Source organism: Aeromonas sp. s11, assembly GCF_040907945.1.
Lineage (GTDB): Bacteria > Pseudomonadota > Gammaproteobacteria > Enterobacterales > Aeromonadaceae > Aeromonas > Aeromonas veronii.
Map to the genome: position 1 here is coordinate 105711 of NZ_JBFOCU010000024.1, position 24319 is coordinate 130029.

Here is a 24319-nt window from a genome sequence, read left to right on the forward strand (position 1 = left end):
CGCAGACTCGCCGCTGCGGTTGCTCTGCTCCGGTGAGCTTGTTAGCCTGTGCGGCTCTGATAGAGGAGTGAACGATGAGCAAGGTACTTGATGAGCTGCTGGCGTTGCTGGCGCTGGAAAAAATCGAGGAGGGCCTGTTTCGGGGCCAGAGCCAGGATCTCGGTCTGCGGGCCGTGTTTGGCGGACAGGTAATGGGGCAGGCCTTGTCAGCTGCCAAGCAGACGGTCGAGACCGGTCGTCAGGTTCACAGTTTTCACTCCTACTTCCTGCGTCCGGGGGATGTGACCCGTCCCATCGTCTATGACGTGGAGAATATCCGCGACGGCCAGACCGTCTCCACCCGCCGGGTCAAGGCGATTCAGGGCGGCAAGCCCATCTTCTATCTCAACGCCTCGTTTCAGGTGCCGGCCGATGGCTTCGAGCATCAGGCGCAGATGCCCACCGGCATCACCCCGCCGGAGGAGCTCAAGAGCGAGCTGGAGCTGGTGCGCCCCTACGAGAACCTGATCCCGGCCTCCCTGCGGGACAAGATCCTCTGTGAGCAGCCCATCGAGATGCGCCCTGTAACCCTGGTCGACCCTATTCGGCCGACGGTGCAGGATCCGGTGCGCCACGTCTGGTTCAAGGCCAACGGTCAGATGCCGGACGATCTGCGGGTGCACAAATACCTGCTGGCCTACGCCTCCGACTTCAACTTCCTGCTCACCTCGCTGCAGCCCCACGGGGTGTCCTACTGGGAGCCGGATATGCAGGTGGCCACCATCGACCACTCCATGTGGTTCCACCGGGATTTCCGCTTCGACGACTGGCTGCTCTACGTGGTAGACAGCCCGAGCGCCAGCAGCGGTCGCGGTCTGGTACGCGGTCAGTTCTTCACCCGCGACGGGGTGCTGGTGGCGAGCACCATGCAGGAGGGGGTGATCCGCCGTCGCGGCAGTTAAGGCGCAAAGCGGATAGCAAAACGGGGTGGCTTGGGCCACCCCGTTTTCGTTGCTGCGATGTGCGCGGGCGCTGCGGGATCAGCCGCCGCGCTGGTACTTGAAGCGTTTCTTGCGCCGGTAGGGGTAGACATCCTCGAACACCCCCATCTTGATGTTGCTCTGCAGCATCTTCCAGTAGTTGGCGTCGAACATCTCCTTGTGCAGCTGCAACATGATCTCCCGCACCTGCGGCTTTTGCAGCAGGAAGGTGGCGAACTCCTCCGGGAAGATGTCGTTGGGGGCCACCGAATACCAGGGCTCGGCGCTCCACTCATCCTCGGGGTAGCGAGGCGGCGGGATCTGGCGGAAGTTGCACTCCGTCATGTAGCAGATCTCGTCGTAGTCGTAGAAGACCACCCGGCCGTGACGGGTGACGCCAAAATTCTTGAACAGCATGTCCCCCGGGAAGATGTTGGCCGCCGCCAGCTGCTTGATGGCGTTGCCGTACTCCTCCAGCGCGAGGCGGGTCTGCTGCTCGTCCGCCTTGTCCAGATAGAGGTTGAGGGGGATCATCTTGCGCTCGGTATAGAGGTGCTTGATCACCAGTTTGTCGTCGCTGATGGTGAGCGCCGACGGCGCCACCGTCTTGAGCTCGGCAAGGAGCTCGGGCGAGATGCGATCGAGGGGAAACTCGAAGTTGGTGAACTCCTGGGTATCGGCCATCCGGCCAACCCGGTCGTGCTGTTTAACCAGTCGGTATTTTGCCTTCACCTGCTCGTGGCTCACATCCTTGGGCGGGGTGAACTCGTCTTTTATCACCTTGAACACCACATCGTAGGAGGGGAGGGTGAACACGCTCATCACCATCCCCTTGATGCCCGGCGCGATGATGAACTGATCCCGACTCTGGGCCAGATGGTGGCGGTAGTGGCGATAGAGCTCGGTCTTGCCGTGCTTCTGGCAGCCGATGGCGTTGTAGATCTCGTAATCGGGCTTGTGGGGCATGATCTGGCGTAGGAAGGCGACAAACAGTGCCGGTTCGCGGGCATAAACCATAAAGTAGGCGCGGGCGAAGCCAAACACGATGGAGGCGAGATCCGGCTCGAAGATCACCGTGTCCACATAGATGCTGTGGCCTGTGCTGAGCAGGGGCAGGATAAAGGGGAACACCTGATCCCGGGCCCGGATCAGCCCCACCAGATAGGCCCCCTTGTTGCGGTAGAACACCTCTTTGAGCAGCTCGATGGCAAACGGCTCATCATGGAGGATTTGCGGGCCGTTCTCCGCAAGATGGCGGTGGATGTCGACAATATCCCGCTGCTTGTCCTCGTAGGGGAGGGTGAAGCTGTAATCGCCGAGTAGCTGGCTCAGGGTCTGTGGCAAGTGGGCCAGATCGGTGCGATAGATGCGCAGCAGGGCGCTCAGGTCCGGTTTTTCGCCACGGCTGACAAAGGGGTGGATATAGAGGTTCTCGTCGCGGATATTGCGATGGCGAAAGATCCGGCGATAGACGGAGTTGAAGAAGGACTCCGCCACCTCGAAGTTGTCACAACGGGGCAGCAGATCGCTGAAGGCGCTTTTGACCCGCTTGAGCAGCTCCTGAGTGGCGTGGTGCTCCCCCATCATCTGGCGGATGGAGCTGGCGGTGGCCCCCACATGGTGGTCATAGAGGCGAATACGCTCGCGCCCGGCGAGCTGCACCCCCAGCCAGTCACTGTTCTCGAAGCGGCTCTTGCTGCCCTGGGTTATCTCGAGAAACCGGCTGTAAAACGACTCGAAGCGTTGCAAGATAGTCTCGGCGACGGCCTGTTCCAATGGCTGCTGCATCTCTCTCTTCCTTGTGATCTGTCGGGCCGATAGCGCGAAGGATTGGGTGTAATTTGTTCACACGTCAGGCCACTATCGCAACATTCAAACGTCTGTTCAAGTGGCAATTTTCGGGGATAAACGGTAGATTGCGCCCCTGTTTTAGTGATGGTTTAGCGACTGTTTGCTGTCTGTTTGAGAGGCCGTCCGGCCTGTGAGGAAACCCGATGAAGCTCTATTTTGTCCTGGTGGCACCTGCCCGTCCTGCGAACGTGGGGGCGGCTGCCCGCGCCATGAAAACCATGGGATTCGATGCCATGCGACTGGTGGCGAGCCGGGTACACGAAGAGGAGGAGGCGAGCTGGGTGGCCCACGGCGCGCAGGAGATCCTGACTCAGGCCGAGGCGTTCGATACCCTGCCCGAGGCGCTGGCCGACATGGATCTGGTGATTGCCACCACCGCCCGTGAGCGCGGTCGCTACCAGCACTACCTCACGCCGGGGGAGATCCGCGAGCAGATCCGCAGCAAGCCATCGCTCGGCAAGGTCGCCATCGTCTTTGGCTGCGAGGAGTCGGGGCTCTCCAACGAGCAGCTGGCCGAGGTCGATCTCATCAGCTATCTGCCCCTCAAGGTGAGCTACCCCTCCCTTAATCTGGGGCAGGCGATCATGCTCTACGCCTACGAGATGAGTCAGCTGATGGATGAGCTGAACGCCGACGGCGCCGCTGCAGTAGCAGAAAATTTTGATAACGCCGGGCAGGTTCGGGTGCTGAAAAGCAAAACAGCAGAATTGCTTGGTGAACTCGGAGTTTCGCAGGATGAAAAACTGCATCAATGGGTGATGGACCGGGTGCCCATGCTGCCGCAGCGGGATTTGAACATGCTCCACCTGCTCTGCAAAGACCTTGCGCGCAAACTTGGCAAAGAGGTTTAAGTTGACAGCCCATCGCCCGCCGCGGTATTGCTAAAAGCCAGCTTCGTCAACGAGTGTTCGTCATGCAGTTATTCACCAACGTCATCACCACCACCATTATTACCGGTACCACCACAGGTGGCACTGGGGCCGGTTGATGCGCTGACGAACAAGCACAGAAATCAGAAAAGGCCCGTACCCACCCAGTACGGGCCTTTTTGTTGGATTGGTTTTTAGATTGAATTTCATAGATTTACAGGGAGAGAAAGCGATGAGAGTGTTGAAATTTGGCGGGTCTTCACTGGCCGATGCAGAGCGTTTTTTACGGGTGGCCGATATCGCGGTCAACACCCACGGCCAATCTCAGGTAGCCCTGGTGCTCTCTGCACCTGCCAAGGTGACCAATCATCTGGTGGCGCTGGTGGAGCAGACCAGCCGCGGCATGGATGCCAGTTCCACCCTGTTTGAAGTGAACGGCATCTTCTCCCGCCTGCTGGCCGGGTTGAAGGCGGCCTATCCGGCGCTGGATGACAAGGCGCTGCTGGCCCGCCTCACCGCCGAGCTGGATCAGGTGGAGCGGCTGATGCAGGGCATCCGTCTGCTGGGCCTCTGCCCGGACAACGTGCAGGCGCGCATTTTGAGCCGTGGCGAGAACCTCTCCATCGCCTTTATGCACGAACTGCTGCGGGTGCGCGGTCTGGATCTGGAGCTGATCGTACCGGAAGAGCTGCTGGTCACCGACGGCGGTTATCTGGAAGCCCATGTCGATATTGAAGCCTCCCGCCTGCGCTTTGCCGCCAAGGGGCTGCGTAGCGATTGCCTCTACCTGATGCCGGGCTTTACCGGTGGCAGCGACAAGGGCGAGACCGTGCTGCTGGGTCGCAATGGCTCCGACTACTCCGCAGCCGTCTTGGCGGCATGCGTCGATGCCGAGTGCTGCGAGATCTGGACTGACGTCGAGGGCTGCTACAGCTGCGACCCCCGTCTGGTGCCGGATGCCTACCTGCTGAAAACCCTCTCCTACAAGGAGGCGATGGAGCTCTCCTACTTCGGCGCCAAGGTGCTGCACCCGAAAACCATCGCGCCGGTGGCCCAGTTCCATATTCCCTGCCTCATCAAGAACAGCTTCAACCCGCAAGGGCCGGGCACCCTGATCGGCCCGGAGAGCGGCGACGATGACCTGAAAGTGAAGGCCATATCGGATCTCTCCGGCATGTGCATGTTCAATGTCTCCGGCCCCGGCATGAAGGGGATGGTCGGCATGGCCGGTCGCATCTTCTCAGCTGTCTCCCGCGCCGGGGTCAGTATCGTGCTGATCACCCAGTCATCTTCCGAGTACAGCGTCAGCTTCTGTATCCACAGCTACGACAGTGAGAAGACCCGTAAGGTACTGGAGCGCGAGTTCGAGCTGGAGTTCAAAAACCAGCTGTTGGAGCCGCTGGATATCATCAGCGATCTGGCGATCATCTCCCTGATCGGTGACGGCATGCGCACCAGCAAGGGGATGGCGGCCCGCTTCTTCACCTCGCTGGCGCAAGCCTCCATCAACATCGTCGCCATCGCGCAGGGCTCCAGCGAGCGCTCCATTTCGGCGGTGGTGCGGGATCGCAAGGTGGCGGAAGCCATCAAGGCGTGTCACCAGAACTTCTTTGGCAGCCAGCAGTTTATCGATCTCTTTGTGGTCGGGGTCGGCGGCGTCGGTGCCGCGCTGGTGGATCAGATTGCCCGCCAGCAACCGGTACTGGCCGAGCAGGGCACTGGCCTGCGGGTGGTCGGCATCGCCAACAGCCGCCAGATGGCGGTCAACAAGGATGGCCTGAACCTCGCCAACTGGCGCGAACAGCTGGTGGAAGCGCGGGAAAGCTTCTCGCTGGAAGGGGTGAAAAAGCTGGTGGAAGATAGTCACATCATCAACCCGGTGATCGTCGATTGCACCTCCTCCGAGGCAGTAGCCGTCCAGTATGCCGACTTCCTCGCCGCGGGTTTCCACGTGGTGACTCCGAACAAGAAGGCCAACACCGGTTCGCTCGATTACTACAAGGCGCTGCGTCGCACTGCCCGCCAGACTCGCCGCAAGTTCCTGTACGAGACCAACGTCGGCGCCGGTCTGCCGGTTATCGAGAACCTGCAGAACCTTATCAAGGCCGGTGACAAGCTGCGCGCCTTCGACGGCATCCTGTCCGGTTCGCTCTCCTTTATCTTCGGCAAGCTGGACGAGGGGATGGCCTTCTCCGAGGCGACCCAAATCGCCCGCAGCAACGGCTTTACCGAGCCGGATCCCCGCGACGATCTCAACGGCATGGATGTGGCGCGCAAGCTGCTCATTCTGGCTCGCGAAGCCGGTATGGCGCTGGAGCTCTCCGATGTCGAGGTAGAGCAGGCGCTGCCGCCCGGATTTGATGTGAGCGGCGACGTGGAAGCCTTTATGGCCCGCCTGCCTGAAGCTGACGGCTGGTTCCGCGACCAGTTCGCCGCGGCCCAGCGTGAAGGCAAGGTGCTGCGCTATGTAGGCTCCATCGAGGGTGGCAAGTGCAAGGTCGCCATCAAGGCGGTCGGTGCCGACGAGCCGCTGTTCAAGGTCAAAGACGGGGAGAACGCGCTCGCCTTCTTCTCCACCTACTACCAGCCGATCCCGCTGGTGCTGCGCGGCTATGGCGCCGGTACCGAAGTGACTGCGGCGGGCGTCTTTGCCGACGTGCTGCGCACCCAGAACTGGAAGCAGGAGCTATAAGCATGAGTTCAGACATGTCCCCCCCCTATATGACGGAAGGCGCCATGGGTAATGACAGAAGTGTGGTCGCCTATGCACCCGCCTCCAGCGCCAACCTGAGCGTGGGATTCGATGTACTAGGGGCGGCGCTCGCCCCCGTGGATGGCTCTCTGCTCGGCGATCGGGTGCAGGTAAAAGCGGCTGACGTGCCTTTTGCGCTGTCCTCTGTGGGCCGCTACGCCCATAAGCTGCCGGACGATCCGAAAAAGAATATCCTCCATGACTGCTGGGTCGCCTATGGCGAGGCGCTGGAGAAGCGCGGCCTTAAACTCCAGCCCCTCGAAATGGTGCTGGAGAAGAACCTGCCGGTGGGCTCGGGTCTGGGTTCCAGCGCCTGCAGCGTGGTGGCGGCCCTTGAGGGGCTCAACGCCTTCCACGGCGGGCCGCTCGACGAGCACGACATGCTGCTGCTGATGGGGGAGATGGAAGGCAAGATCTCCGGCTCCGTTCACTACGACAACGTGGCCCCCTGTTATCTCGGCGGCATGCAGCTGGTGCTGGAAGAGCACGGCGTTATCAGTCAGGGCATTCCGGTGTTCGATCAGTGGTACTGGGTGGTCTGCTACCCGGGCACGGTAGTATCTACCGCTGCCGCCCGCGCCATCTTGCCGGCCCAATATCGCCGTCAGGATTGCCTCACCTATGGCCGCCGCCTGGCTGCCTTTGTCCACGCCAGCTACACAGGGCAGGAGGGATTGGCTGCCAGCGTATTGAAAGACGTGATTGCCGAGCCCTACCGCGCGGCGCTGATCGAAGGCTTTGCCGAGGTACGGGCGCAGGCGGCCCAGAACGGGGCGCTGGCCACCGGCATCTCCGGCTCCGGCCCCACCGTGTTTGTGGTGATGAAGGAGCTGGCGCAGGCCGAGCGGATGAAGGATTGGATGGAAGCACATTTCGTGCAGAACGAAGATGGATTTGCCCGGGTCTGTAAACTGGACATGGCCGGGGCACGGGTAACAGGAAGCGAGCTATGAATCTCTACAACATCAAGGACAACAGCGAACAGGTGAGCTTCGCGCAGGCGGTGCGTCAGGGCTTGGGTCGCGAACAGGGGCTCTTCTTCCCCGAACAACTCGAACCGCTGGCCGATGTCGATGCCCTGCTCGATCTGCCGCTGGCCGAACGCTCTGCCCGCATCCTGAGCCACCTGCTGGGGGACGAAGTGCCCGCCGCCAAGGTGAGCGAGCTGATTAACGCCGCCTTCACCTTCCCGGCGCCGCTGGTCAAATTGAAAGACGGCACCTATGCCCTTGAGCTGTTCCACGGCCCGACCCTGGCATTCAAGGATTTCGGCGGCCGCTTTATGGCCCAGTGCCTCGCGGCTTTTAGAACCAACGACAAGATTACTATCCTCACCGCCACCTCCGGCGACACCGGCGCCGCCGTGGCCCACGCCTTCTACGGGCTGGAGGGGATCGAGGTGGTGATCCTCTATCCCAAGGGCAAGATCAGCCCCTTGCAGGAGAAGCTCTTCTGCACCCTCGGCGGCAATATCCGCACCATCGCCATCGACGGCGACTTCGATGCCTGTCAGGCGCTGGTAAAACAGGCCTTTGACGACGAGGCGCTGAAAAAGGCCATTGGCCTCAACTCCGCCAACTCCATCAATATCAGCCGTCTGCTGGCGCAGGTTTGCTACTACTTCGAAGCGGTGGCCCAGTTGCCGAAAGCCGATCGCGCCAAGGCGGTCATCAGCGTGCCGTCCGGCAACTTTGGCAACCTCACTGCGGGGCTGATTGCCAAGGCGATGGGGCTACCGGTGAAGCGCTTTATCGCCGCCACCAACGCCAACGACACCGTGCCGCGCTACCTGAAAACCGGTCAGTGGGAGCCGCACCAGACAGTGGCCACCCTGTCTAACGCCATGGATGTCAGCCGCCCCAACAACTGGCCACGGGTAGAAGAGCTCTGCCGTCGCAAAGGCTGGGCGCTGGAGACCTTAGGGTCAGGCATGCGTGACGACGCCCAGACCCGTGATGCGCTGAAACGGCTGCACCAGCTGGATTACCTGTGCGAACCCCACGGCGCCATTGCCTGGGATCTGTTGGGTGAACAGCTGGCCGAGGATGAAGTGGGGGTGTTCCTCTGCACCGCCCATCCCGCCAAGTTCAAGGAGTCGGTGGACGAGATCCTGCATCTGGATGTACCGCTGCCCGGCCCGCTCGCCAAGCATGCCGAGCTGCCGCTGCTCTCCGTTAATTTGCCTGCGGAGTTTGCCCGGTTAAGAGCGTTTTTGGTGGGCTAACTGTCGTGTCGAGATAATCGATAGAAATAAAAATCCCCCGGCAAACGGGGGGTTTTTAATCAGCATTTTGATCTACTTTAACATTTTAATTTAGTCTTTATTTTTTACCTGTAACCACCCTGATTAGTCAGCTCTTTTTGTATGTTTTGCTCAAAAATATGCTCATGGTTTTATAAATGCCGAGCTAGGTAGGTTCCGTTTCATTACATACTGACAATCTTTTTTTAAGTAATAGAACGGAATTTATTGTTTATGCTTTTCAATAAAGCATAATCATCATCACTTATTGGTGTTTCATTTAAAACCATGAAAGCACCTCTGGACACTAGGTTGCTTTCACTATTTAAATTGAACTCTCTTATTGTTGCAATTCCCTTTGCAGAGTTATTTACAACTACAGCCTCAAAAGTGTTGTCTAAAAAAACATGTTCCTCAATATTATCTAAATGTGGATGAACAATAGATGTATCTATACCTTCATAATTGTCATTATAGGTTGTCACATAGTCATTTGCTTTTTTTGTATCAAGTCCATTACATGTATCACAGGATAAAACTATGTTTTTGCTCTCAAAGGTAAATTTTCTATAACGTTCCATACTTTTTGGTAAAATGTGATCTCTGTGTATTTTAGAGTTAGTCACAAGGTTGAAATTTCTCCCACAATAGGCACAATAATTATTTTGTAATATCAATAATTGTTCTTTGAGCTTCTTTTTTAGTTTTTCTCGTTTTGTTGAAGTCCCGCGAGGAAATTCGGTGTTTGGACATGGGCATGTCCACGTATCATAATTTTTACTATTTAGTAACTGAGCCAAATCATTTTCTTCATCTGTATACTCAACAGAACGTGGGATATTTTTCAGTCTAAACATATCACATCCCTTTTATAAACTCTTCAGCTCTAGTTATTATCAATTTTAACGGGTCATCATCTGTTATGTTGAATCTCTTAATTCTTTCTAAAGGCGCATAAATTTCTCCTGTATTAAGGTTTTCCTTTGAAATAATACTTAAAATCAGCCTTAAATCTCGTTCAAAATAGTGATTTCTTGTTGTGGTCAACCCAAAGATGTTATATAAGACCTGTTCCGGTGACCAACCAAATGTGTTCTGATTGCACTCAAAAATCTCAACGCCACCATCTTCCATTCTTTTTGCATGCATTATGCTACATATTTCCTCATTGATGCTTGAAAGCAGAAAATGGGAGTGCGTACATATTATAATATGGCACTTATTAAAAGAGCTTGTAATAAGTTCAAGTAATTCAATATATCTAATTTGCCAATTAGGATGCAGACTTATTTCTGGCTCATCAATGAGAAGTAACGTATTGTCAGTAATCGATGAGGCAATATTCAGCATCTCTGTGAAAAGATGATGCTGCCCAGAACTAGCAACAGAAAATGAATAATCATTTTCTGCGACAAAAGAAAAATCATTAATTTGAATTATTCCGGACTCAATTAAATTTATTAGAATGGTCGAGTCTTGCATGAACTTATCATTATAAATAGGGTTGGATAGGTCTATGCGATACTCTAATGAACTAAATTTTTTATTTTGACTATTGATAAAGCTATATAATTCATTTTTAAAGTGACTAGACTTTAATCTTTCATATAATTTCTCGTAGTCTAATCTAGATTTTTGGAGTTTACTTGATATGAAATTGTCAACTTTTGAGTCAAAGTCATGATATGATTTTGTTCCATCGCTTGAGTCGAGTATTGTTTTTAAACCCCGTCCATATTTAAAGGAAAACTTAAATTGAAGTGGTATGTCAAGTTCTGTAAGAACTTGTGTAAAGGAGTCTAGCCTTCGTTGTTCTGACAGTACATTGACTAATCTTTTCAAAAACTCTTTCTTGTATTTTCCAACAAAAGCATTATTAGATGTAGATCTAAGTCCAAGGTACTCATAGTCTTCGTGGTATAATTTATTTCTGTTGGTCAGGATGGGAAACTTATCATTAAGACTGAATGATGATGCAAGAACTTTATGTGGTATCTCTCCATTCTTAAAAGTAATATTCCCAACGGTATCGACTTTACTGCTTCCAATGTTGCGATTGTAAATGATATGACTGTTTACTGAGTCAGCGATAATTCTCAGTAGTTCACTCTTCCCACAACCATTTTGACCAATTATGATGGTGAAGATGTTTTTATCATGATTAAATTTTTTTAATTTTATTTTTCTTTTACGAAAAACAGGGTGTTTATTTATTTCTATTAGTTCAATTTGTGACATATGACACTCATCGGAAAGATAAAAAGCTAAATATAGATGCTGGAATTTAACTTCAGTTATTAAATGTTAGGGTTGAAAGTTGTGTGTTTAAATATTTCCTTGTGATATGTAGGTAAACACCTATCTATAAAAATAGGGTTGTTTGCTAATTAAGAGCCACGCTACCGCCCGTGGATTACAGCTTCCAATATGCTCGATAAACCAGCGAGGGCAGCAGCCCATCGCAGATGAATAGGCACCGGATGGCTATGTTAAGCCAATCGAATCTGGCCACACCAGTCAAAAAATGACGTAAGTGTCAGTAATGACTGATTTTTTGCGTTGGCTCAATAAAAGGGTGTGGGCGGAGGCAGGATTCCCATGACCCTTGATTCTATTGGGGTTGGCGGGAAGGCAGGGGGCAGGCTTGCTGTTGGAGAAGGCTTTACGGGGACAATCCCGCTCTGCCAATCGGCGCTATAGTGCGGGCGATGGTTGCCCTCTGCTCCGTCTCCCAAGCTGGCGATGTGGAGGATCTGCGGCAACAATCAGCTGTTGCCATCACAGCCATTTGCAACACATCGTCATGCAAATATGACCATGCAAACACATCACCAGATAGAGAGGAGATCACCCATGAAGCGTACCATCCTGTTCGGCCTGCTCTGCGGCAGCGTGCTGCTGGCCAATCCGGTCTTTGCCAACGACACAGCCCAGTTGCAGTGCGAGGCGCAGGCCGCGGCCAAAAAGTTAAACGGCGCCGCCAAAACCAGCTTTGTCGGCAAGTGTGTGAAAGATGCCGCTGGCGCCGCGACCGGCGAGTGCGAGAAGGCGGCAGCCGACAAGAAGCTGGCCGGAGCGGCCAAGAACAGCTTTATCCAGAAGTGCGTGAAGACGGGGGCGGCGGTGGATCCGGCGGCCAAGTGCGAGAAGGCGGCGGCCGACAAGAAGCTGGCTGGCGCGGCCAAGAACAGCTTTGTCCAGAAGTGCGTGAAGGATAGCGCTGCCAAGTAAGGCATTTTCTCATCCGGTGTGTTTGCGGGGGGCCATCAGGCCCCCCGCGCTTTTTGGGGCGCACTGATGGCGCTTCGCACAAGCCTTGTATCGGAACGGCAATAGCGACACTATTGACTCCTTTTATGGGTTCCGCAGAGGCGCAGCCATGACCAGTCGTGACCGGACGAGGGGTTGGCGAGCTGCATTTGTGCGGGATTATGCGGGATAAAAAGGAGCAGAGCAGGATGATGGAAGGGATGGAATGGCGTTGGCTCAATGAACCGGCCCAGTGGCACCAGACAGACGACGGTTTGCAGGTGGTAACGGACCAGCAGACCGATTTTTGGCGCAGCACCTGGTATGGCTTCGAGCGCCACAGCGGGCATCTCTATGGTTGCGAGGTGGCGGGTGAGTTTACCTTTCAGGTCTGCGTCGAGGGGGAGTTCACCACCCTCTACGATCAGGCGGGGCTGATGCTGTTGCAAGACGACGAGCACTGGCTGAAAGCGGGGATCGAGTACAACGATGCCCAGCCGATGATCGGCAGCGTGCTGACCAATCCGCGCTCTGACTGGGCCACCGGTATTTTCCCCGGCAATCCGCGCCGCTTCTGGCTGCGGCTGACCCGGCTGGCCGATTGCCTGCGTTTGCAATACTCCACCGATGGCAAGGTGTGGCCGCTGCTGCGCCTCGCCCCGTTCCCGCCAAGCGAAAGTTGCTTTATCGGGGTGATATGCTGCACGCCGGAGCGGCAGGGGCTGGCGGTGCGATTCTCTGACTTGCGCCTCACGCCGCCCCTTGGCAAGGCGCTCCATGATTTGAGCTAGGCCAGCGGTTTTGCCTGCGATATTGAGCCAATAAAAAAGCGCCCGCAGGCGCTTTTTTCATTTGGCTGGTAGAGCCTCAATTAGCTGATCAGGCTGGCCCACAGGTCATATTCGTCGGATTCGTCGATCCGTACCTTGACCATGTCCCCCGGCTTGAGGCCGGTTTCGCCGTTGAGGTAGACCAGACCGTCGATCTCCGGCGCATCGGCAAAGGAGCGGCCAGTGGCACCCTCTTCGTCCACCTCGTCGATGATAACAGTCATCTCCTGACCCACTTTGCGGGCCAGCTTGCGGATGGAAACCTGCTGTTGCAGCTCCATAAAGCGCTGGAAGCGCTCTTCCTGAATATCTTCCGGTACCGGATCCGGCAGCTCGTTGGCCAGCGCCCCTTCGACCGGGCTGTATTTGAAGCAGCCGACCCGATCCAGCTCCGCCTTGTCGATAAAGTCCAGCAGCATCTGGAAATCTTCCTCGGTCTCGCCCGGGAAGCCGACGATAAAGGTGGAGCGCAGGGTGATCTGCGGGCAGATCTCGCGCCACTTCTGGATCCGCTCCAGGGTGCGCTCGACCGTACCCGGGCGCTTCATCAGTTTGAGGATGCGCGGGCTGGCGTGCTGCAGCGGAATATCGAGGTAGGGCAGTACCTTGCCATCGCGCATCAGCGGGATGACGTCATCCACGTGCGGGTAGGGGTAGACGTAGTGCAGACGCACCCAGATGTCGAGCTTGGCCAGCTCTTCGCACAGGGCAACCATGCTGGTCTTGACCGGCATGCCGTCGTAGAAACCGGTGCGGTGCTTCACATCGACGCCGTAGGCGGAGGTGTCCTGGGAGATCACCAGCAGCTCCTTCACGCCCGCCTCTTTCAGGCGCTTGGCTTCGGCCAGCACGTCGCCGATGGGGCGGCTCACCAGATCCCCGCGCATGGAGGGGATGATGCAGAAGGTGCAGCGGTGGTTGCACCCTTCGGAAATCTTCAGATAGGCGTAATGGCGCGGGGTCAGCTTGACGCCGTGGGCCGGTACCAGACTGGTGAAGGGGTTGTGCTGCGGCTTCTCCACATATTTGTGGACGTGACCCAGCACCTCTTCATAGGCGTGGGGGCCGGTGATCTCGAGCACCTTGGGGTGGATCTCGCGGATCTGGTTCTCTTTGGCGCCAAGGCAGCCGGTGACGATCACCTTGCCGTTCTCGGCCAGCGCTTCGCCGATCGCTTCCAGCGACTCTTGCACCGCGCTGTCGATAAAGCCGCAGGTGTTGACGACGACCAGCTCGGCATCGTCATAGCTGGGCACCACATCGTACCCTTCGGTACGCAGCTGGGTCAGGATTCGTTCTGAATCGACCAGGTTTTTGGGGCAACCCAAGGAGACGAATCCTACTTTGGGGGCCTGTTTTGTGTTGGACATCGCTCAATCACTCTTAGGTGGCTCTTCTTTAAGGGCGCGGATTTTACCGGAATGGTTAACCAAAAACTATACAGCCAGCATGGCAGAACCGAACAATATCTCCGACCAGGCAAGATTGGGCCGCACCAGCAGTCGGTGATGGCGTGCACTTGGTGGGGCTATTGCCTCTGTCATGCAGGTTGGTTGTGGGGAAGCTGCTTTGTTGATTTTCCTCTCAATATTGATTTGGTGACAGAGAGGAGAGCACCGGGAGTCGCTATACTCCCGGTACGGGAACCCGTTGGAGAAGGCGATGGAAAGTTCATTTGGCGAAAAAATGCAGAGCGTACATGCCACGCTCAGGCAGCGCTTTGACAAGCTGAGTCGGGTGGCCATCGCGATTTACGATCCCCATACCGATCAGCTCAAGACCTTTGCCCACAGCACCGAGGGGCCCTCGCCGCTGGTGCAGTATGAGGTGAAGCTGAGCGATGTCCCCTCCCTGAGTTATCTGGCAGAGCACAAGCAGCCCCGGGTGCTCGGCAATCTTGATGCCCTGCGTGGCTCTGCGTCTGAGCACAGCCGCAAGGTACTGGAGGCAGGTTATGCCTCCAGCTATACCGAGCCGCTGCTGTTCAACAGCAAACTGTTTGGCTTTCTGTTTTGTGATGCTATGGAGCCGGGATATTTCGAGGAGCCGATCCGCAGCGAGCTGTCGGCCTATGCCCAGGCGCTGTCGGCCATCATTGCGGTGGAGTTTTTCTCCATCCAGACCCTTGGCGGCGCGCTGACCACGGCGCGGGAGTTCAGCCGCTATCGGGATGAGGAGACCGCCAACCATTTGCACCGGATGTCTGCCTACTCCCGGCTGATCGCCAAGACGCTGGCCCCGACTTGCGGGCTGAGCGATGAGGAGGTGGAGTTTATTTACCTATTCTCCGAGCTGCACGATATCGGCAAGATCGCGGTGCCGGATGCCATTTTGCTCAAGCCGGGCAAGCTGACCCCGGAAGAGTTCGAGATCATGAAGATCCACCCCGGCAAGGGGCGGGAGATGATCAGCCTGATGATCAACGAGTTTGGTCTCGATGGCATTCATCACACTGACATGCTGACCAATATCATCGCCAGCCATCACGAGCGTTTCGACGGCACCGGCTATCCGATGGGGCTGGCGGGGGAGGAGATCCCGCTGGCGGCACGCATCGTGACGGTGGCCGATGTGTTTGATGCCCTTACCAGCGAGCGCCCCTACAAGAAGGCCTGGCCGTTCGAGACGGCGTTTGCCTATCTGGAGGAGCATGCCGGCAGCCAGTTTGATCCCGCCTGTGTCGCCGCAGCCCTGCACAACAAGGCCGAGTTTTATGCCATCTATCAGCAGTATCAGGATCCGGCCTGCACTGCGAGTGTGGCGCCCAGCGGCGCCGAGCCGGGTTGAGCGTGTGTGATGAGCTTAAGGGGCAATACGGCGGATCAAGCATGAATGAAAAGCGTAACAAGAGAGGGGGCACCAGCAGGTGCCCCCTCTCTTTTATGCGCCTCTCGATTCCACGCGCCCTTATTTTGCCGACGTTCTATCTGCGGCTAGGGCGGCTGCGGTCAGGTTACTTTTTGGGCGTCGGCTCACTGATCTGGTAGAGGTGATCCGCGCAGGCGCTGGAGCAGCCACAGGGACGCACCTCTTTATCTTCCCGCTTTTGGGCAAGCTGGTATTGGCGCCACCAGATGATGGTGCCCATGGCCAGGATCAGCATGAACGAGGCGAGCAGGCTCAACAACCAGATGGACATGATCTCTTCTCCTTGATGGTGATGACATGCACAGCGATGGCATCAGTGATGATGGCAGCAACCGCCCTGCTGGTTGGCGCCTTCACTGCCGTGACAACAAGTATGGCCTTGTCGTGAGCTCTTTGCCTGATTGCCACTACTGGCGCAACAGTGATCGGAGCCACTGTTGCAACCACCATGACAATGGCTATGACTCTGGCCTGCGCCGACGGGCTGGATGGCACGGATAGTCGCCTTGCTCTGATGACGGCGAGACGGACGGCCCTGGCTTGCATCGGTAAGAGGTTGCAGATTGGCGGGGGCCAGCAGCGCGGGCAGCGGCAGGCGGGCAGAGCGGCACTGCAGCACCCGGATATTGGCCGCCAGCAGGCGACCCAGCATCCGCTCGCCGATATTGCGCACCACCACCTGACCCACCTGATAGTGGGCGAGGGCGTCGATCAGCGCTTGCTTGCCGTGGCAGCCTTCGGCTGCGGCCGGATTGGGCAGGGTGGCGATAACGTTCCCTTCGGGGTTAAGAATTTGCAGCTGCTCGGCACGGGTAAAGTGGCCAGCCAGCAGCCCCTGACTCAGCATCAGGGCGCTGTTGCAGAGGGTGGTGGCCATGGTTGTGACAGCATTCATGTCGGTTCTTCTCCACTGGTTGGGTGGTCGGGCTCGGCGGGTTGCATCATCAATGCCTTGCCCAGACTCAGACACTCCACCACCTTGTAGCGCCCTTTTTTCAGGATATTGGCCAGGGTCTGGCGGGAGACCCCCATCACCAGGGCGGCCTCTTGCTGCTGCATTCCTTGAAGGTCGACGAGGCGCAGTGCCTCGAACTCGTCAGGGGCCAGCGTGACCTGTTCCAGCTGATGCATGGGACGGCCGTTGGGTTTGAAGCAGCTGTTGGCGGGGCGGCCACAGATCTGGCGGGCAATCTTGGGTCTTGGCATGGTGGCTCCTAATTGGCATAAGCCATTTATACGCTCATATGTAGCATATGCCAATAATTTTGTCTGATGCAGAGGGTAGCGACAGTGCTGTTTACGGTAGATAGGGGTAAAGAGGGGGAGGCGGAATACGTACAAAAGCAGGGAAGGTGGTAGAAACGACGCAGGCCCGAACATGGTTCTGGCCTGCGGGTTTTTGCAGAGGATGGTCGGGCCTTCCCGGCGAGCTTATGCCTGTTCGGCCTCGGCCACAGGAGCTGCGCTCTCGCTACCGTTGGCGAAGCGATCCGCCCACAGGGCAATCACGCCGTCACCGGTGACGTTGCAGGCGGTGCCGAAGCTGTCTTGCGCCAGATAGAGGGCGATCATCAGGGCGATGGAGGCTTCACCGAAACCGAGCATGGAGGTGAGCAGGCCCAGCGCCGACATCACGCCACCACCCGGCGCGCCCGGTGCGGCGATCATGATCACCCCCAGCATCATGATGAAGGGGAGCATGGTCTCGATACCCGGAATGGCCAGATGCTCGGAGAGGAACATCACCGCGGTGGCACAGGTGACCAAGGTAATGGTGGAGCCACAGAGGTGAATTGTGGCGCACAGGGGCACAGTAAAGTTGGCGATGCCGTCGCTCACCCCGTTGTTCTTGCTCGATTGCAGGGCGACCGGAATGGTAGCGGCGCTCGACATGGTCCCCAGCGCGGTAAAGTAGGCGGGCAGCATGTTCTTGATGAGCTGGGTCGGTGAGCGGCCAAGGGCCAGACCGGTACCCACGAACAGCACGGAGAGCCAGATCCAGTGCATCAGGATCGCCATCACCAGCACCACGCCGAAGGTTTTCAGGGTGGCGAATACGGTGCCTTCTACCGTCATCTCGACAAAGACCCCGGCGATATAGAACGGCAGTAGCGGGATGATCACCTTGGCCAGCAGGCGGTCGATGATGTCACGACCCTGATCGGCGACCCGGCGCAGATCGGTGGCCTGGGTGGCGCTGATGCCGATGCCGAACACGAAGGCGGCGGCCAGTGCCGACATCACGCCAAACAGCGGCGGGATCTCCAGATTGACGTAGGAGGCGAGCTTGATGGCCGTGGCCGTGGTGGCCTCGGCGGCGGTGGTGAACTGCGGGATCAGGTGGCTCGCCACGGTAAAGGCGAACAGCCCCGCCAGAATGGTGGAGCAGTAGGAGAGGGCCACGGTTTTGCCCAGCAGCTTGCCGGAGTTTTTCGGCAGGCTGGCGATGCCGCTCATGATAAAGAACAGAATGATGAGCGGAATGGTGAAGGTGATGAGCTGACCTATCACTGTCTTGGCCGTAAACAGCACGCGCGCCACCCACTCAGGGGCGTAGAGACCGAGCAAGAGACCGGCAAGGATGCCAGCAATGAGTTTCAGGACAAGTTTCATAAGGAAATCCGGAGTTGGTTGTATTGTCTGTTTTGTTATTAAATTTTGATATTAATCACACTTTTTAACACGTAAGCCGTGTTATGTCTGCCTTTTCTGCGTTAACGCCGAGTTAAATATTGTCGAAGGCCAAGATCGCCGACTAGCTGTCGGCTTGGCGTTGAACTGGAAAATCCGTGATGAATTAGCCCGTTAGGTGGCCTGATGATCGCCACGCAGCAACATGACGTACTGGGTGGCGTGTTGACTTGAGGAATCTGACGTACTGGCTGATACGGCTTCCATCGGCGCCAGTTGCAGCGCTATCCCGGATGTGGTGACCAGTTGCTGTAGCTGAGCGTGACTTATCTTGCCGCTTGGCGGCAGGGGGAAGCAGATCGGAGCGCCCGCTTTGAGCAGGGTCGCCAGCTGTTGCAACTGGGGAACAAGGGTGGCCGCGTCGCTATCAAGCGGGCGGCTCAGCCAGATCCCATCGTAAGGGAGCACCGAGTGCATCTTCGCCAGCGGGCAGACCCGCACTGCTTGTCCGGATTGCTGTGAGGCAACTCTGGCGTCAGCCAGCACAGCTTCGCAGGCGGTGACCACATACCCTTCTGCACGCAGCCAGCAGAGATCCTCCCCCGTACCGCATTGACCATTGAGCAGGTGAGCGCCGGGTTTGAGGCGTGCCACAAAGGCAGCTCGAACGTGGGCGTGCTGGTCGTTAAATGGCCAGGAAGCGGGGATGGCGTCAGAGTGTGGCACAGGGGTTACCTCAAGCAGGGGGCGCACAGGGTAACAAATCGGGGCCTGACTGCCAAAGCGCGCAGTCAGGCCCCGATTTGGAAGTGTGAGAGTTGCTGGCGCCGGTTAGCGGCCGCAGGCAGGCCCGTGGGGTTGGGCCAGCATGGTGAACATGCTCTCTATCAGGAAGGCGGATTCGCCCTGCAGGTCTATCCGCCCCGGAAAGTGGAGCCAGTTGATGATGTAGCCATCCAGAGTGCAGTGGAGCAGGGTGGCGGCGCGCTGCAGGTTGAGGTTGGCGGGCAGTTGGCCCCGCCGTACCGCATTGGCCAGGGTGGTCTCCAGATCCCGGAAGAAGTTGGCGGACTGGCTGCGGATATGCTCGCGCAGTGAGATGGCTTCCCCCTCCAGCGATTCGAGATTGAACAGTATGGTAAACATCTGCCGCTGGGCCGGATTGTGAATGAAGCTGTGGAGCACCCCTTCGAAGAAGAGGCGCAGTTGCCCGAGCGGGTCTGGCTCATCTGGATTGAGGCAGGCATCGAGCTGGTGGGCGAGGGGGCTGCAGAGCTCCTGCCAGAGCGAAATGAAGAGTTCATCCTTGTTCTTGAAGTGCCAATAGATGGCCCCGCGGGTCAGGTCTGCCGCCCTGGCGATGTCGGTCAGGCTGGTCTTGGCCAGGCCCTGAGAGCAGAACAGATCCAGCGCCGTGCTCATGATGTGGCAGCGGGTTTGCTGCGCCTCTTCTTTGGTTCGTCTGGCCATCGAAATTTGTGCCTCATGCAAGCAAAAAGTCACTTACATACATTTATGAATGTATGTATATTGCCTCATCTTTCGACTATTTACCAACAGGGCCCATGCGGCCCTGATTGTTCATTGACTGGCAAAGGCTCAGGTGTTTCATGCATAAACATATTCTTGCTCGTTCAGTTGGTCTTGCCTTGCTGGCTACAGGCTTGCTGGCAGGTTGTGGTGACAAGGGGGGCGCACCCCAGGGACAGGGCGGCATGCCCCCCGCGGCGGTCAACGTGGTGACCCTGCAGAGCGGTCCGCTGATGTTGACCACCGAATTGACCGGTCGCAGTGCCCCGTTGCGGGTGGCCGAAGTGCGTCCGCAGGTGAGCGGCATCATCCTCAAGCGCCTCTTTACCGAGGGAAGCGATGTGAAGGCGGGCGATCTGCTCTATCAGATCGACCCGGCTGTCTATCAGGCGGCGGTTGCCAGCGCCAAGGCCAATCTGGCCAAGGCCGAGGCCAACGAGCAGAGTGCCCGCCTCAAGGCGCAGCGCTATCAGGAGCTGCTCAAGGTCAAATCCATCAGCCGTCAGGACTATGACGATGCGGACGCCAGCTGGAAGCAGGCCAAGGCGGAGATCATGGCGAGTAAGGCGGCTTTGCGTACTGCCGAGATCAATCTCGGTTACACCCGCATCACAGCCCCCATCAGTGGCCGCATCGGTAAATCCGCGGTGACCGAGGGGGCGCTGGTGACTGCCCAGCAGGCTGACAGCCTGACCGCCATTCAGCAGCTCGATCCCATGTATGTGGATGTGCGTCAGTCCACTGCCGATCTGCTGCGCCTCAAGCGACTGGTCGCCGAGGGCAAGCTGACCCAGGACGAGCAGAAAGGGGCCAAGGTGACCTTCCAGCTGGAAGATGGCTCCACTTATGGCGAAGAGGGCTCGTTGCAGTTCTCCGATGTGACCGTGGATGAGACCTCCGGCATGGTGACCCTGCGGGTGATTGTGCCCAACCCTCACCAGCTGCTGCTGCCCGGCATGTTTATGCGCGCCACCCTGCAAGAGGGTGAGCGGGCGCAAGGGCTGCTGGTGCCGCAAACGGCCGTGACTCGCACCCCCAATGGCGGTGCCACCGTGATGGTGGTAACCGCTGACAACAAGGTGGAGCTGCGCAACGTGCAGCTAAGCCGGGTCGTCGGCAGCAACTGGGTGGTGGAGTCAGGGCTCACCTCCGGCGAGCGGGTGATCGTGGCTGGCTTGCAGAAAGTACGACCGGGCGCCGTGGTCAATCCCGCCGAGCAGGGTGCTGATGCACCGTCTGCTCAAGCTGCGTCCAACACCCCGGCCAACAAGTAGGATGGAGTAGTCGCTTCATGGCTCGATTTTTTATAGACAGACCCATTTTTGCCTGGGTGATCGCGCTGGTGATCATGCTGGCGGGCAGCCTGGCCATCATCAAATTGCCGGTCGCCCAGTATCCAAGCATTGCGCCGCCTGCTGTCGGTATTTCTGCCAGCTATCCGGGCGCATCTGCCAAAACGGTGGAAGACTCGGTAACTCAGATCATCGAACAGAACATGACCGGGCTGGATCACCTGCTCTACATGTCCTCTCAGTCTGACTCCGCGGGGCGGGTGTCGGTGACCCTCACCTTCCAGCCGGGGACCGATCCCGATATCGCCCAGGTGCAGGTGCAGAACAAGCTGCAGCAAGCGATGTCGCTGCTGCCGCAAGAGGTTCAGCAGCAGGGGATTCGGGTACAGAAGACCTCCAGCAGCTTCCTGATGGTCGCAGCCTTCATCTCCAGCGATGGCAGCATGAACAACGACGACCTGGCGGACTATGTGGTCTCCAACATCAAGGAGCCCCTGAGCCGTCTGGACGGGGTAGGGGATATCACCTTGTTCGGCAGCCAGTACTCCATGCGGGTCTGGCTCGATCCCAACAAGCTCAACCGGGTGCAGATGACCCCGGGTGATGTGCAGGCAGCCATCAAGGCGCAGAACGCCCAGGTAGCGTTCGGCAAGCTGGGTGGCACCCCGTCGGTGGAAGATCAGCAGTTCACCGCCACCATCATGGGGCAGACCCGGCTCTCTACCGTGGAGCAGTTCAACGACATCCTGCTGCGGGTGAATCAGGATGGCTCCAAGGTACGGCTGAAAGATGTGGCCCGGGTCGAGCTGGCGGGCGAAAGCTATGACGCCGATGCGCTCTACAACGGCCAGTCCACCGCCGCGGTCGCCATCAAGCTGGCGACCGGCGCCAACGCGCTGGATACCGCCGAGAAGGTGCGTGCCAAGCTCAATGAGCTGTCGGATTACTTCCCGGCCAATATGGAGATCGTCTACCCCTACGACACCACGCCGTTTGTGAAGATCTCCATCGAGGAGGTGGTACAGACCCTGATCGAGGCGATCTTCCTGGTGTTCTGCGTCATGTATCTGTTCCTGCAGAACTTCCGCGCCACCCTGATCCCGACCATTGCGGTGCCTGTGGTGCTGCTCGGTACCTTCGGGGTGATGGCGGCGTTCGGCTTCTCCATCAACACCCTCACCATGTTCGGTATGGTGCTGGCCATCGGCCTGCTGGTGGATGACGCCATCGTGGTGGTGGAGAACGTGGAGCGTCTGATGAGCGAGGAGGATCTCTCCCCGCTGGAAGCGACCCGCAAGTCGATGACCCAGATCACCGGCGCACTGGTGGGGATCGCCCTGGTGCTCTCCGCCGTGTTCGTGCCGATGGCCTTCTTCGGCGGCTCGACCGGCGCCATCTATCGCCAGTTCTCGCTGACCATCGTCTCGGCCATGGTGCTGTCGGTGCTGGTGGCGTTGATCCTGACCCCGGCGCTTTGTGCCACCCTGCTCAAGCCGATGAAACATGGCGAGTTTGGTGCCAAGCGCGGCTTCTTTGGCTGGTTCAACCGCGCCTTTGATGCGGGTACCAACCGCTATCAGAGCGGCGTGCGCAAGGTGATCAAACAGGGCGTGCGCTACAGCCTGATCTACGGTGCCATGCTGGCGGTACTGGCAGTGCTCTTTATGCGGATGCCCACCTCCTTCCTGCCGGAAGAGGATCAGGGAGTCATCATGTCCATGGTGCAACTGCCGGTGGGGGCGACCAAGCAGCGCACCGAGGTGGTGCTGGCGGACATGCGCGACTACTTCCTGAAAAACGAGAAGGATAATGTCGATTCTGTGCTGACCGTGTCTGGCTTCAGTTTCGCCGGTAGTGGCCAGAACGCGGGGATGGCCTTTATCAAGCTCAAGGACTGGAGCGAGCGCAAGAGCCCGGATCGCAGCGCCAATGCCATCATCGGCCGCGCCATGGGCTATCTGTTCAGCATCAAGGAGGCGCAAGTGTTCGCCTTTAACCTGCCTCCGATCCCGGAGCTGGGGACGGCGACCGGTTTTGACTTCTTCCTGCAGGATCGCGGCGGTATCGGTCACGACAAGCTGATGGCGGCGCGTAACCAGCTGCTCGGTATGGCGGCGCAGGATCCCACTCTGGTGCGGGTGCGCCCGAACGGGATGGAAGACACCCCCCAGCTCGATATCAAGATCGACTACGAGAAGGCACTGGCGCAGGGGCTATCGATCGCCGATATCAACAACACCCTGGCTACCGCCTGGGGATCGTCCTACGTCAATGATTTCGTTGACCGTGGCCGGATCAAGAAGGTCTACATGCAGGCGGATGCCCCCTTCCGGATGAACCCGGAAGATCTGAAACTCTGGTATGTGCGCAACAGTGCCGGTCAGATGGTGCCCTTCTCCGCCTTTGCCAGCACCGAGTGGAGCTTCGGCTCACCGCGTCTGGAGCGTTATAACGGCGTGCCGGCGATGGAGATCGTCGGTGAAGCGGCGCCCGGCAAGAGTACCGGTGATGCGATGGCCGCCATCGAGCAGATGGTGAAACAGCTACCGGAAGGGGTGGGTATCGAGTGGACCGGGCTCTCCTTCCAGGAGCGTCAGGCCGGTTCACAGGCACCTGCGCTCTACGCCATCTCCTTGTTGGTGGTGTTCCTCTGTCTGGCAGCCCTCTACGAGAGCTGGAGCATTCCGTTCTCGGTGATGCTGGTAGTACCGCTCGGGGTTCTGGGGGCCATTGTGGCTGCCACCCTGCGCGGGCTGGAGAACGACGTCTACTTCCAGGTTGGTCTGCTCACCACCATCGGCTTGTCGGCAAAAAACGCGATTTTGATCGTGGAATTTGCCAAAGAGCTCTACGACAAAGGGATGGGCTTGAGTGAGGCTGTGGTGGAGGCGGCACGCCTGCGTCTGCGTCCGATCCTGATGACCTCGCTCGCCTTTATCCTCGGGGTGCTACCGCTGGTAATCAGCTCCGGCGCCGGTGCCAGCAGCCGTAACGCCATCGGTACCGGCGTGATGGGGGGGATGATCAGTGCCACCGTGCTGGCCATCTTCTTCGTGCCGATCTTCTTTGTGCTGGTGATGCGCTACTTCACCAGCCACCAGAGCAAAGAGGCGCGCATGGCTGCAGCAGTTGAGTCAAAAGGTGACTGATGGCATGCAGGTTTAGCTAATTTGAACAGAGTTCAATAAATCGCCAGTCTGCTTTGGTCTGGCTGACAATCAAGCAGGGCAACCCCATGGGTTGCCC

At 57.6% G+C, this 24319-nt stretch carries 20 protein-coding genes; 10 read left to right on the plus strand and 10 right to left on the minus strand.

Going from position 1 to position 24319, the window contains the following annotated elements; all coding sequences use genetic code 11:
- The first annotated feature begins 74 nt into the window (after window positions 1-74).
- Complete coding sequence (tesB, locus tag AB5Y84_RS06930) at window positions 75-941, plus strand: acyl-CoA thioesterase II (protein WP_005338122.1); 867 nt, start codon at window positions 75-77, stop codon at window positions 939-941.
- 78 nt (window positions 942-1019) lie between these two features.
- On the opposite strand, the gene aceK is transcribed toward tesB, so the two are convergent.
- Entirely contained in the window at window positions 1020-2747 is a 1728-nt protein-coding gene (gene aceK, locus AB5Y84_RS06935) for a bifunctional isocitrate dehydrogenase kinase/phosphatase (RefSeq protein ID WP_368176646.1), read from the minus strand.
- 206 nt (window positions 2748-2953) lie between these two features.
- On the opposite strand from aceK, the gene AB5Y84_RS06940 reads away from it, so the two are divergent.
- The 4 genes from AB5Y84_RS06940 (at window position 2954) to thrC (ending at window position 8655) form a co-directional block, all read left to right on the plus strand.
- On the plus strand, window positions 2954-3661 hold the full coding sequence (locus AB5Y84_RS06940; RefSeq protein WP_159143383.1) for a tRNA/rRNA methyltransferase: 708 nt from the start codon (window positions 2954-2956) through the stop codon (window positions 3659-3661).
- Window positions 3662-3911: 250 nt separating this feature from the next.
- On the plus strand, window positions 3912-6371 hold the full coding sequence (thrA, locus tag AB5Y84_RS06945; RefSeq protein ID WP_335833341.1) for a bifunctional aspartate kinase/homoserine dehydrogenase I: 2460 nt from the start codon (window positions 3912-3914) through the stop codon (window positions 6369-6371).
- A gap of 2 nt (window positions 6372-6373) precedes the next feature.
- Window positions 6374-7384: a homoserine kinase gene (thrB, locus tag AB5Y84_RS06950; RefSeq protein WP_335833342.1), complete on the plus strand. Its 1011-nt coding sequence runs from the start codon at window positions 6374-6376 to the stop codon at window positions 7382-7384.
- Window positions 7381-8655, plus strand: coding sequence for a threonine synthase (thrC, locus tag AB5Y84_RS06955; RefSeq protein ID WP_368176647.1), 1275 nt, complete (start codon window positions 7381-7383; stop codon window positions 8653-8655). Before thrB ends, thrC begins: the two co-directional genes overlap by 4 nt.
- Before the next feature lie 224 nt (window positions 8656-8879).
- On the opposite strand, the gene AB5Y84_RS06960 is transcribed toward thrC, so the two are convergent.
- Both AB5Y84_RS06960 and AB5Y84_RS06965 read right to left on the minus strand, forming a co-directional pair.
- Complete coding sequence (locus AB5Y84_RS06960) at window positions 8880-9530, minus strand: HNH endonuclease (RefSeq protein WP_368176648.1); 651 nt, start codon at window positions 9528-9530, stop codon at window positions 8880-8882.
- A gap of 1 nt (window position 9531) precedes the next feature.
- Complete coding sequence (locus tag AB5Y84_RS06965) at window positions 9532-10911, minus strand: AAA family ATPase (RefSeq protein ID WP_368176649.1); 1380 nt, start codon at window positions 10909-10911, stop codon at window positions 9532-9534.
- 615 nt (window positions 10912-11526) lie between these two features.
- On the opposite strand from AB5Y84_RS06965, the gene AB5Y84_RS06970 reads away from it, so the two are divergent.
- Together AB5Y84_RS06970 and AB5Y84_RS06975 are read left to right on the plus strand one after the other, a co-directional pair.
- Window positions 11527-11904 (plus strand): hypothetical protein, encoded by a 378-nt coding sequence (locus AB5Y84_RS06970; protein ID WP_033115842.1) that lies wholly within the window; start codon window positions 11527-11529, stop codon window positions 11902-11904.
- Between the two features lie 227 nt (window positions 11905-12131).
- Window positions 12132-12713, plus strand: a complete 582-nt coding sequence (locus AB5Y84_RS06975; protein ID WP_368176650.1) for a DUF1349 domain-containing protein — start codon at window positions 12132-12134, stop codon at window positions 12711-12713.
- Window positions 12714-12793: 80 nt separating this feature from the next.
- Here AB5Y84_RS06975 and rimO read toward each other — a convergent pair whose 3' ends face one another.
- Window positions 12794-14122 carry a 30S ribosomal protein S12 methylthiotransferase RimO gene (gene rimO / locus AB5Y84_RS06980; RefSeq protein ID WP_213389219.1) on the minus strand — a complete coding sequence of 443 codons (1329 nt, stop codon included), beginning with the start codon at window positions 14120-14122 and terminating at the stop codon, window positions 12794-12796.
- 292 nt (window positions 14123-14414) lie between these two features.
- Between rimO and AB5Y84_RS06985 the strand changes: the two genes are divergently transcribed.
- A complete protein-coding gene (locus AB5Y84_RS06985) occupies window positions 14415-15539 on the plus strand; it encodes an HD-GYP domain-containing protein (RefSeq protein ID WP_368176651.1) in 1125 nt (374 codons plus the stop codon).
- A 166-nt stretch (window positions 15540-15705) separates the two neighbouring features.
- On the opposite strand, the gene AB5Y84_RS06990 is transcribed toward AB5Y84_RS06985, so the two are convergent.
- The 6 genes from AB5Y84_RS06990 to AB5Y84_RS07015 all read right to left on the minus strand — a co-directional run bounded on the left by AB5Y84_RS06990 (window position 15706) and on the right by AB5Y84_RS07015 (window position 19721).
- Window positions 15706-15891 (minus strand): hypothetical protein, encoded by a 186-nt coding sequence (locus AB5Y84_RS06990; RefSeq protein ID WP_368176652.1) that lies wholly within the window; start codon window positions 15889-15891, stop codon window positions 15706-15708.
- A gap of 42 nt (window positions 15892-15933) precedes the next feature.
- Window positions 15934-16515, minus strand: a complete 582-nt coding sequence (locus AB5Y84_RS06995; RefSeq protein WP_368176653.1) for a NifB/NifX family molybdenum-iron cluster-binding protein — start codon at window positions 16513-16515, stop codon at window positions 15934-15936.
- Window positions 16512-16826 carry a DUF134 domain-containing protein gene (locus AB5Y84_RS07000; RefSeq protein WP_005338107.1) on the minus strand — a complete coding sequence of 105 codons (315 nt, stop codon included), beginning with the start codon at window positions 16824-16826 and terminating at the stop codon, window positions 16512-16514. Before AB5Y84_RS07000 ends, AB5Y84_RS06995 begins: the two co-directional genes overlap by 4 nt.
- Window positions 16827-17051: 225 nt before the next feature.
- Window positions 17052-18233, minus strand: coding sequence for a dicarboxylate/amino acid:cation symporter (locus AB5Y84_RS07005; protein WP_368176654.1), 1182 nt, complete (start codon window positions 18231-18233; stop codon window positions 17052-17054).
- 192 nt (window positions 18234-18425) lie between these two features.
- Window positions 18426-18977 carry a hypothetical protein gene (locus AB5Y84_RS07010; protein WP_139733902.1) on the minus strand — a complete coding sequence of 184 codons (552 nt, stop codon included), beginning with the start codon at window positions 18975-18977 and terminating at the stop codon, window positions 18426-18428.
- A gap of 105 nt (window positions 18978-19082) precedes the next feature.
- Window positions 19083-19721, minus strand: coding sequence for a TetR family transcriptional regulator (locus AB5Y84_RS07015; protein WP_040065945.1), 639 nt, complete (start codon window positions 19719-19721; stop codon window positions 19083-19085).
- A 140-nt stretch (window positions 19722-19861) separates the two neighbouring features.
- On the opposite strand from AB5Y84_RS07015, the gene AB5Y84_RS07020 reads away from it, so the two are divergent.
- The gene (locus tag AB5Y84_RS07020) at window positions 19862-21055 is read left to right on the plus strand and encodes an efflux RND transporter periplasmic adaptor subunit (RefSeq protein ID WP_021231193.1); all 1194 of its coding nucleotides are present in this window, start codon (window positions 19862-19864) and stop codon (window positions 21053-21055) included.
- A 17-nt stretch (window positions 21056-21072) separates the two neighbouring features.
- Window positions 21073-24222, plus strand: coding sequence for an efflux RND transporter permease subunit (locus AB5Y84_RS07025; protein WP_368176655.1), 3150 nt, complete (start codon window positions 21073-21075; stop codon window positions 24220-24222).
- The last annotated feature ends 97 nt before the right edge of the window (window positions 24223-24319 follow it).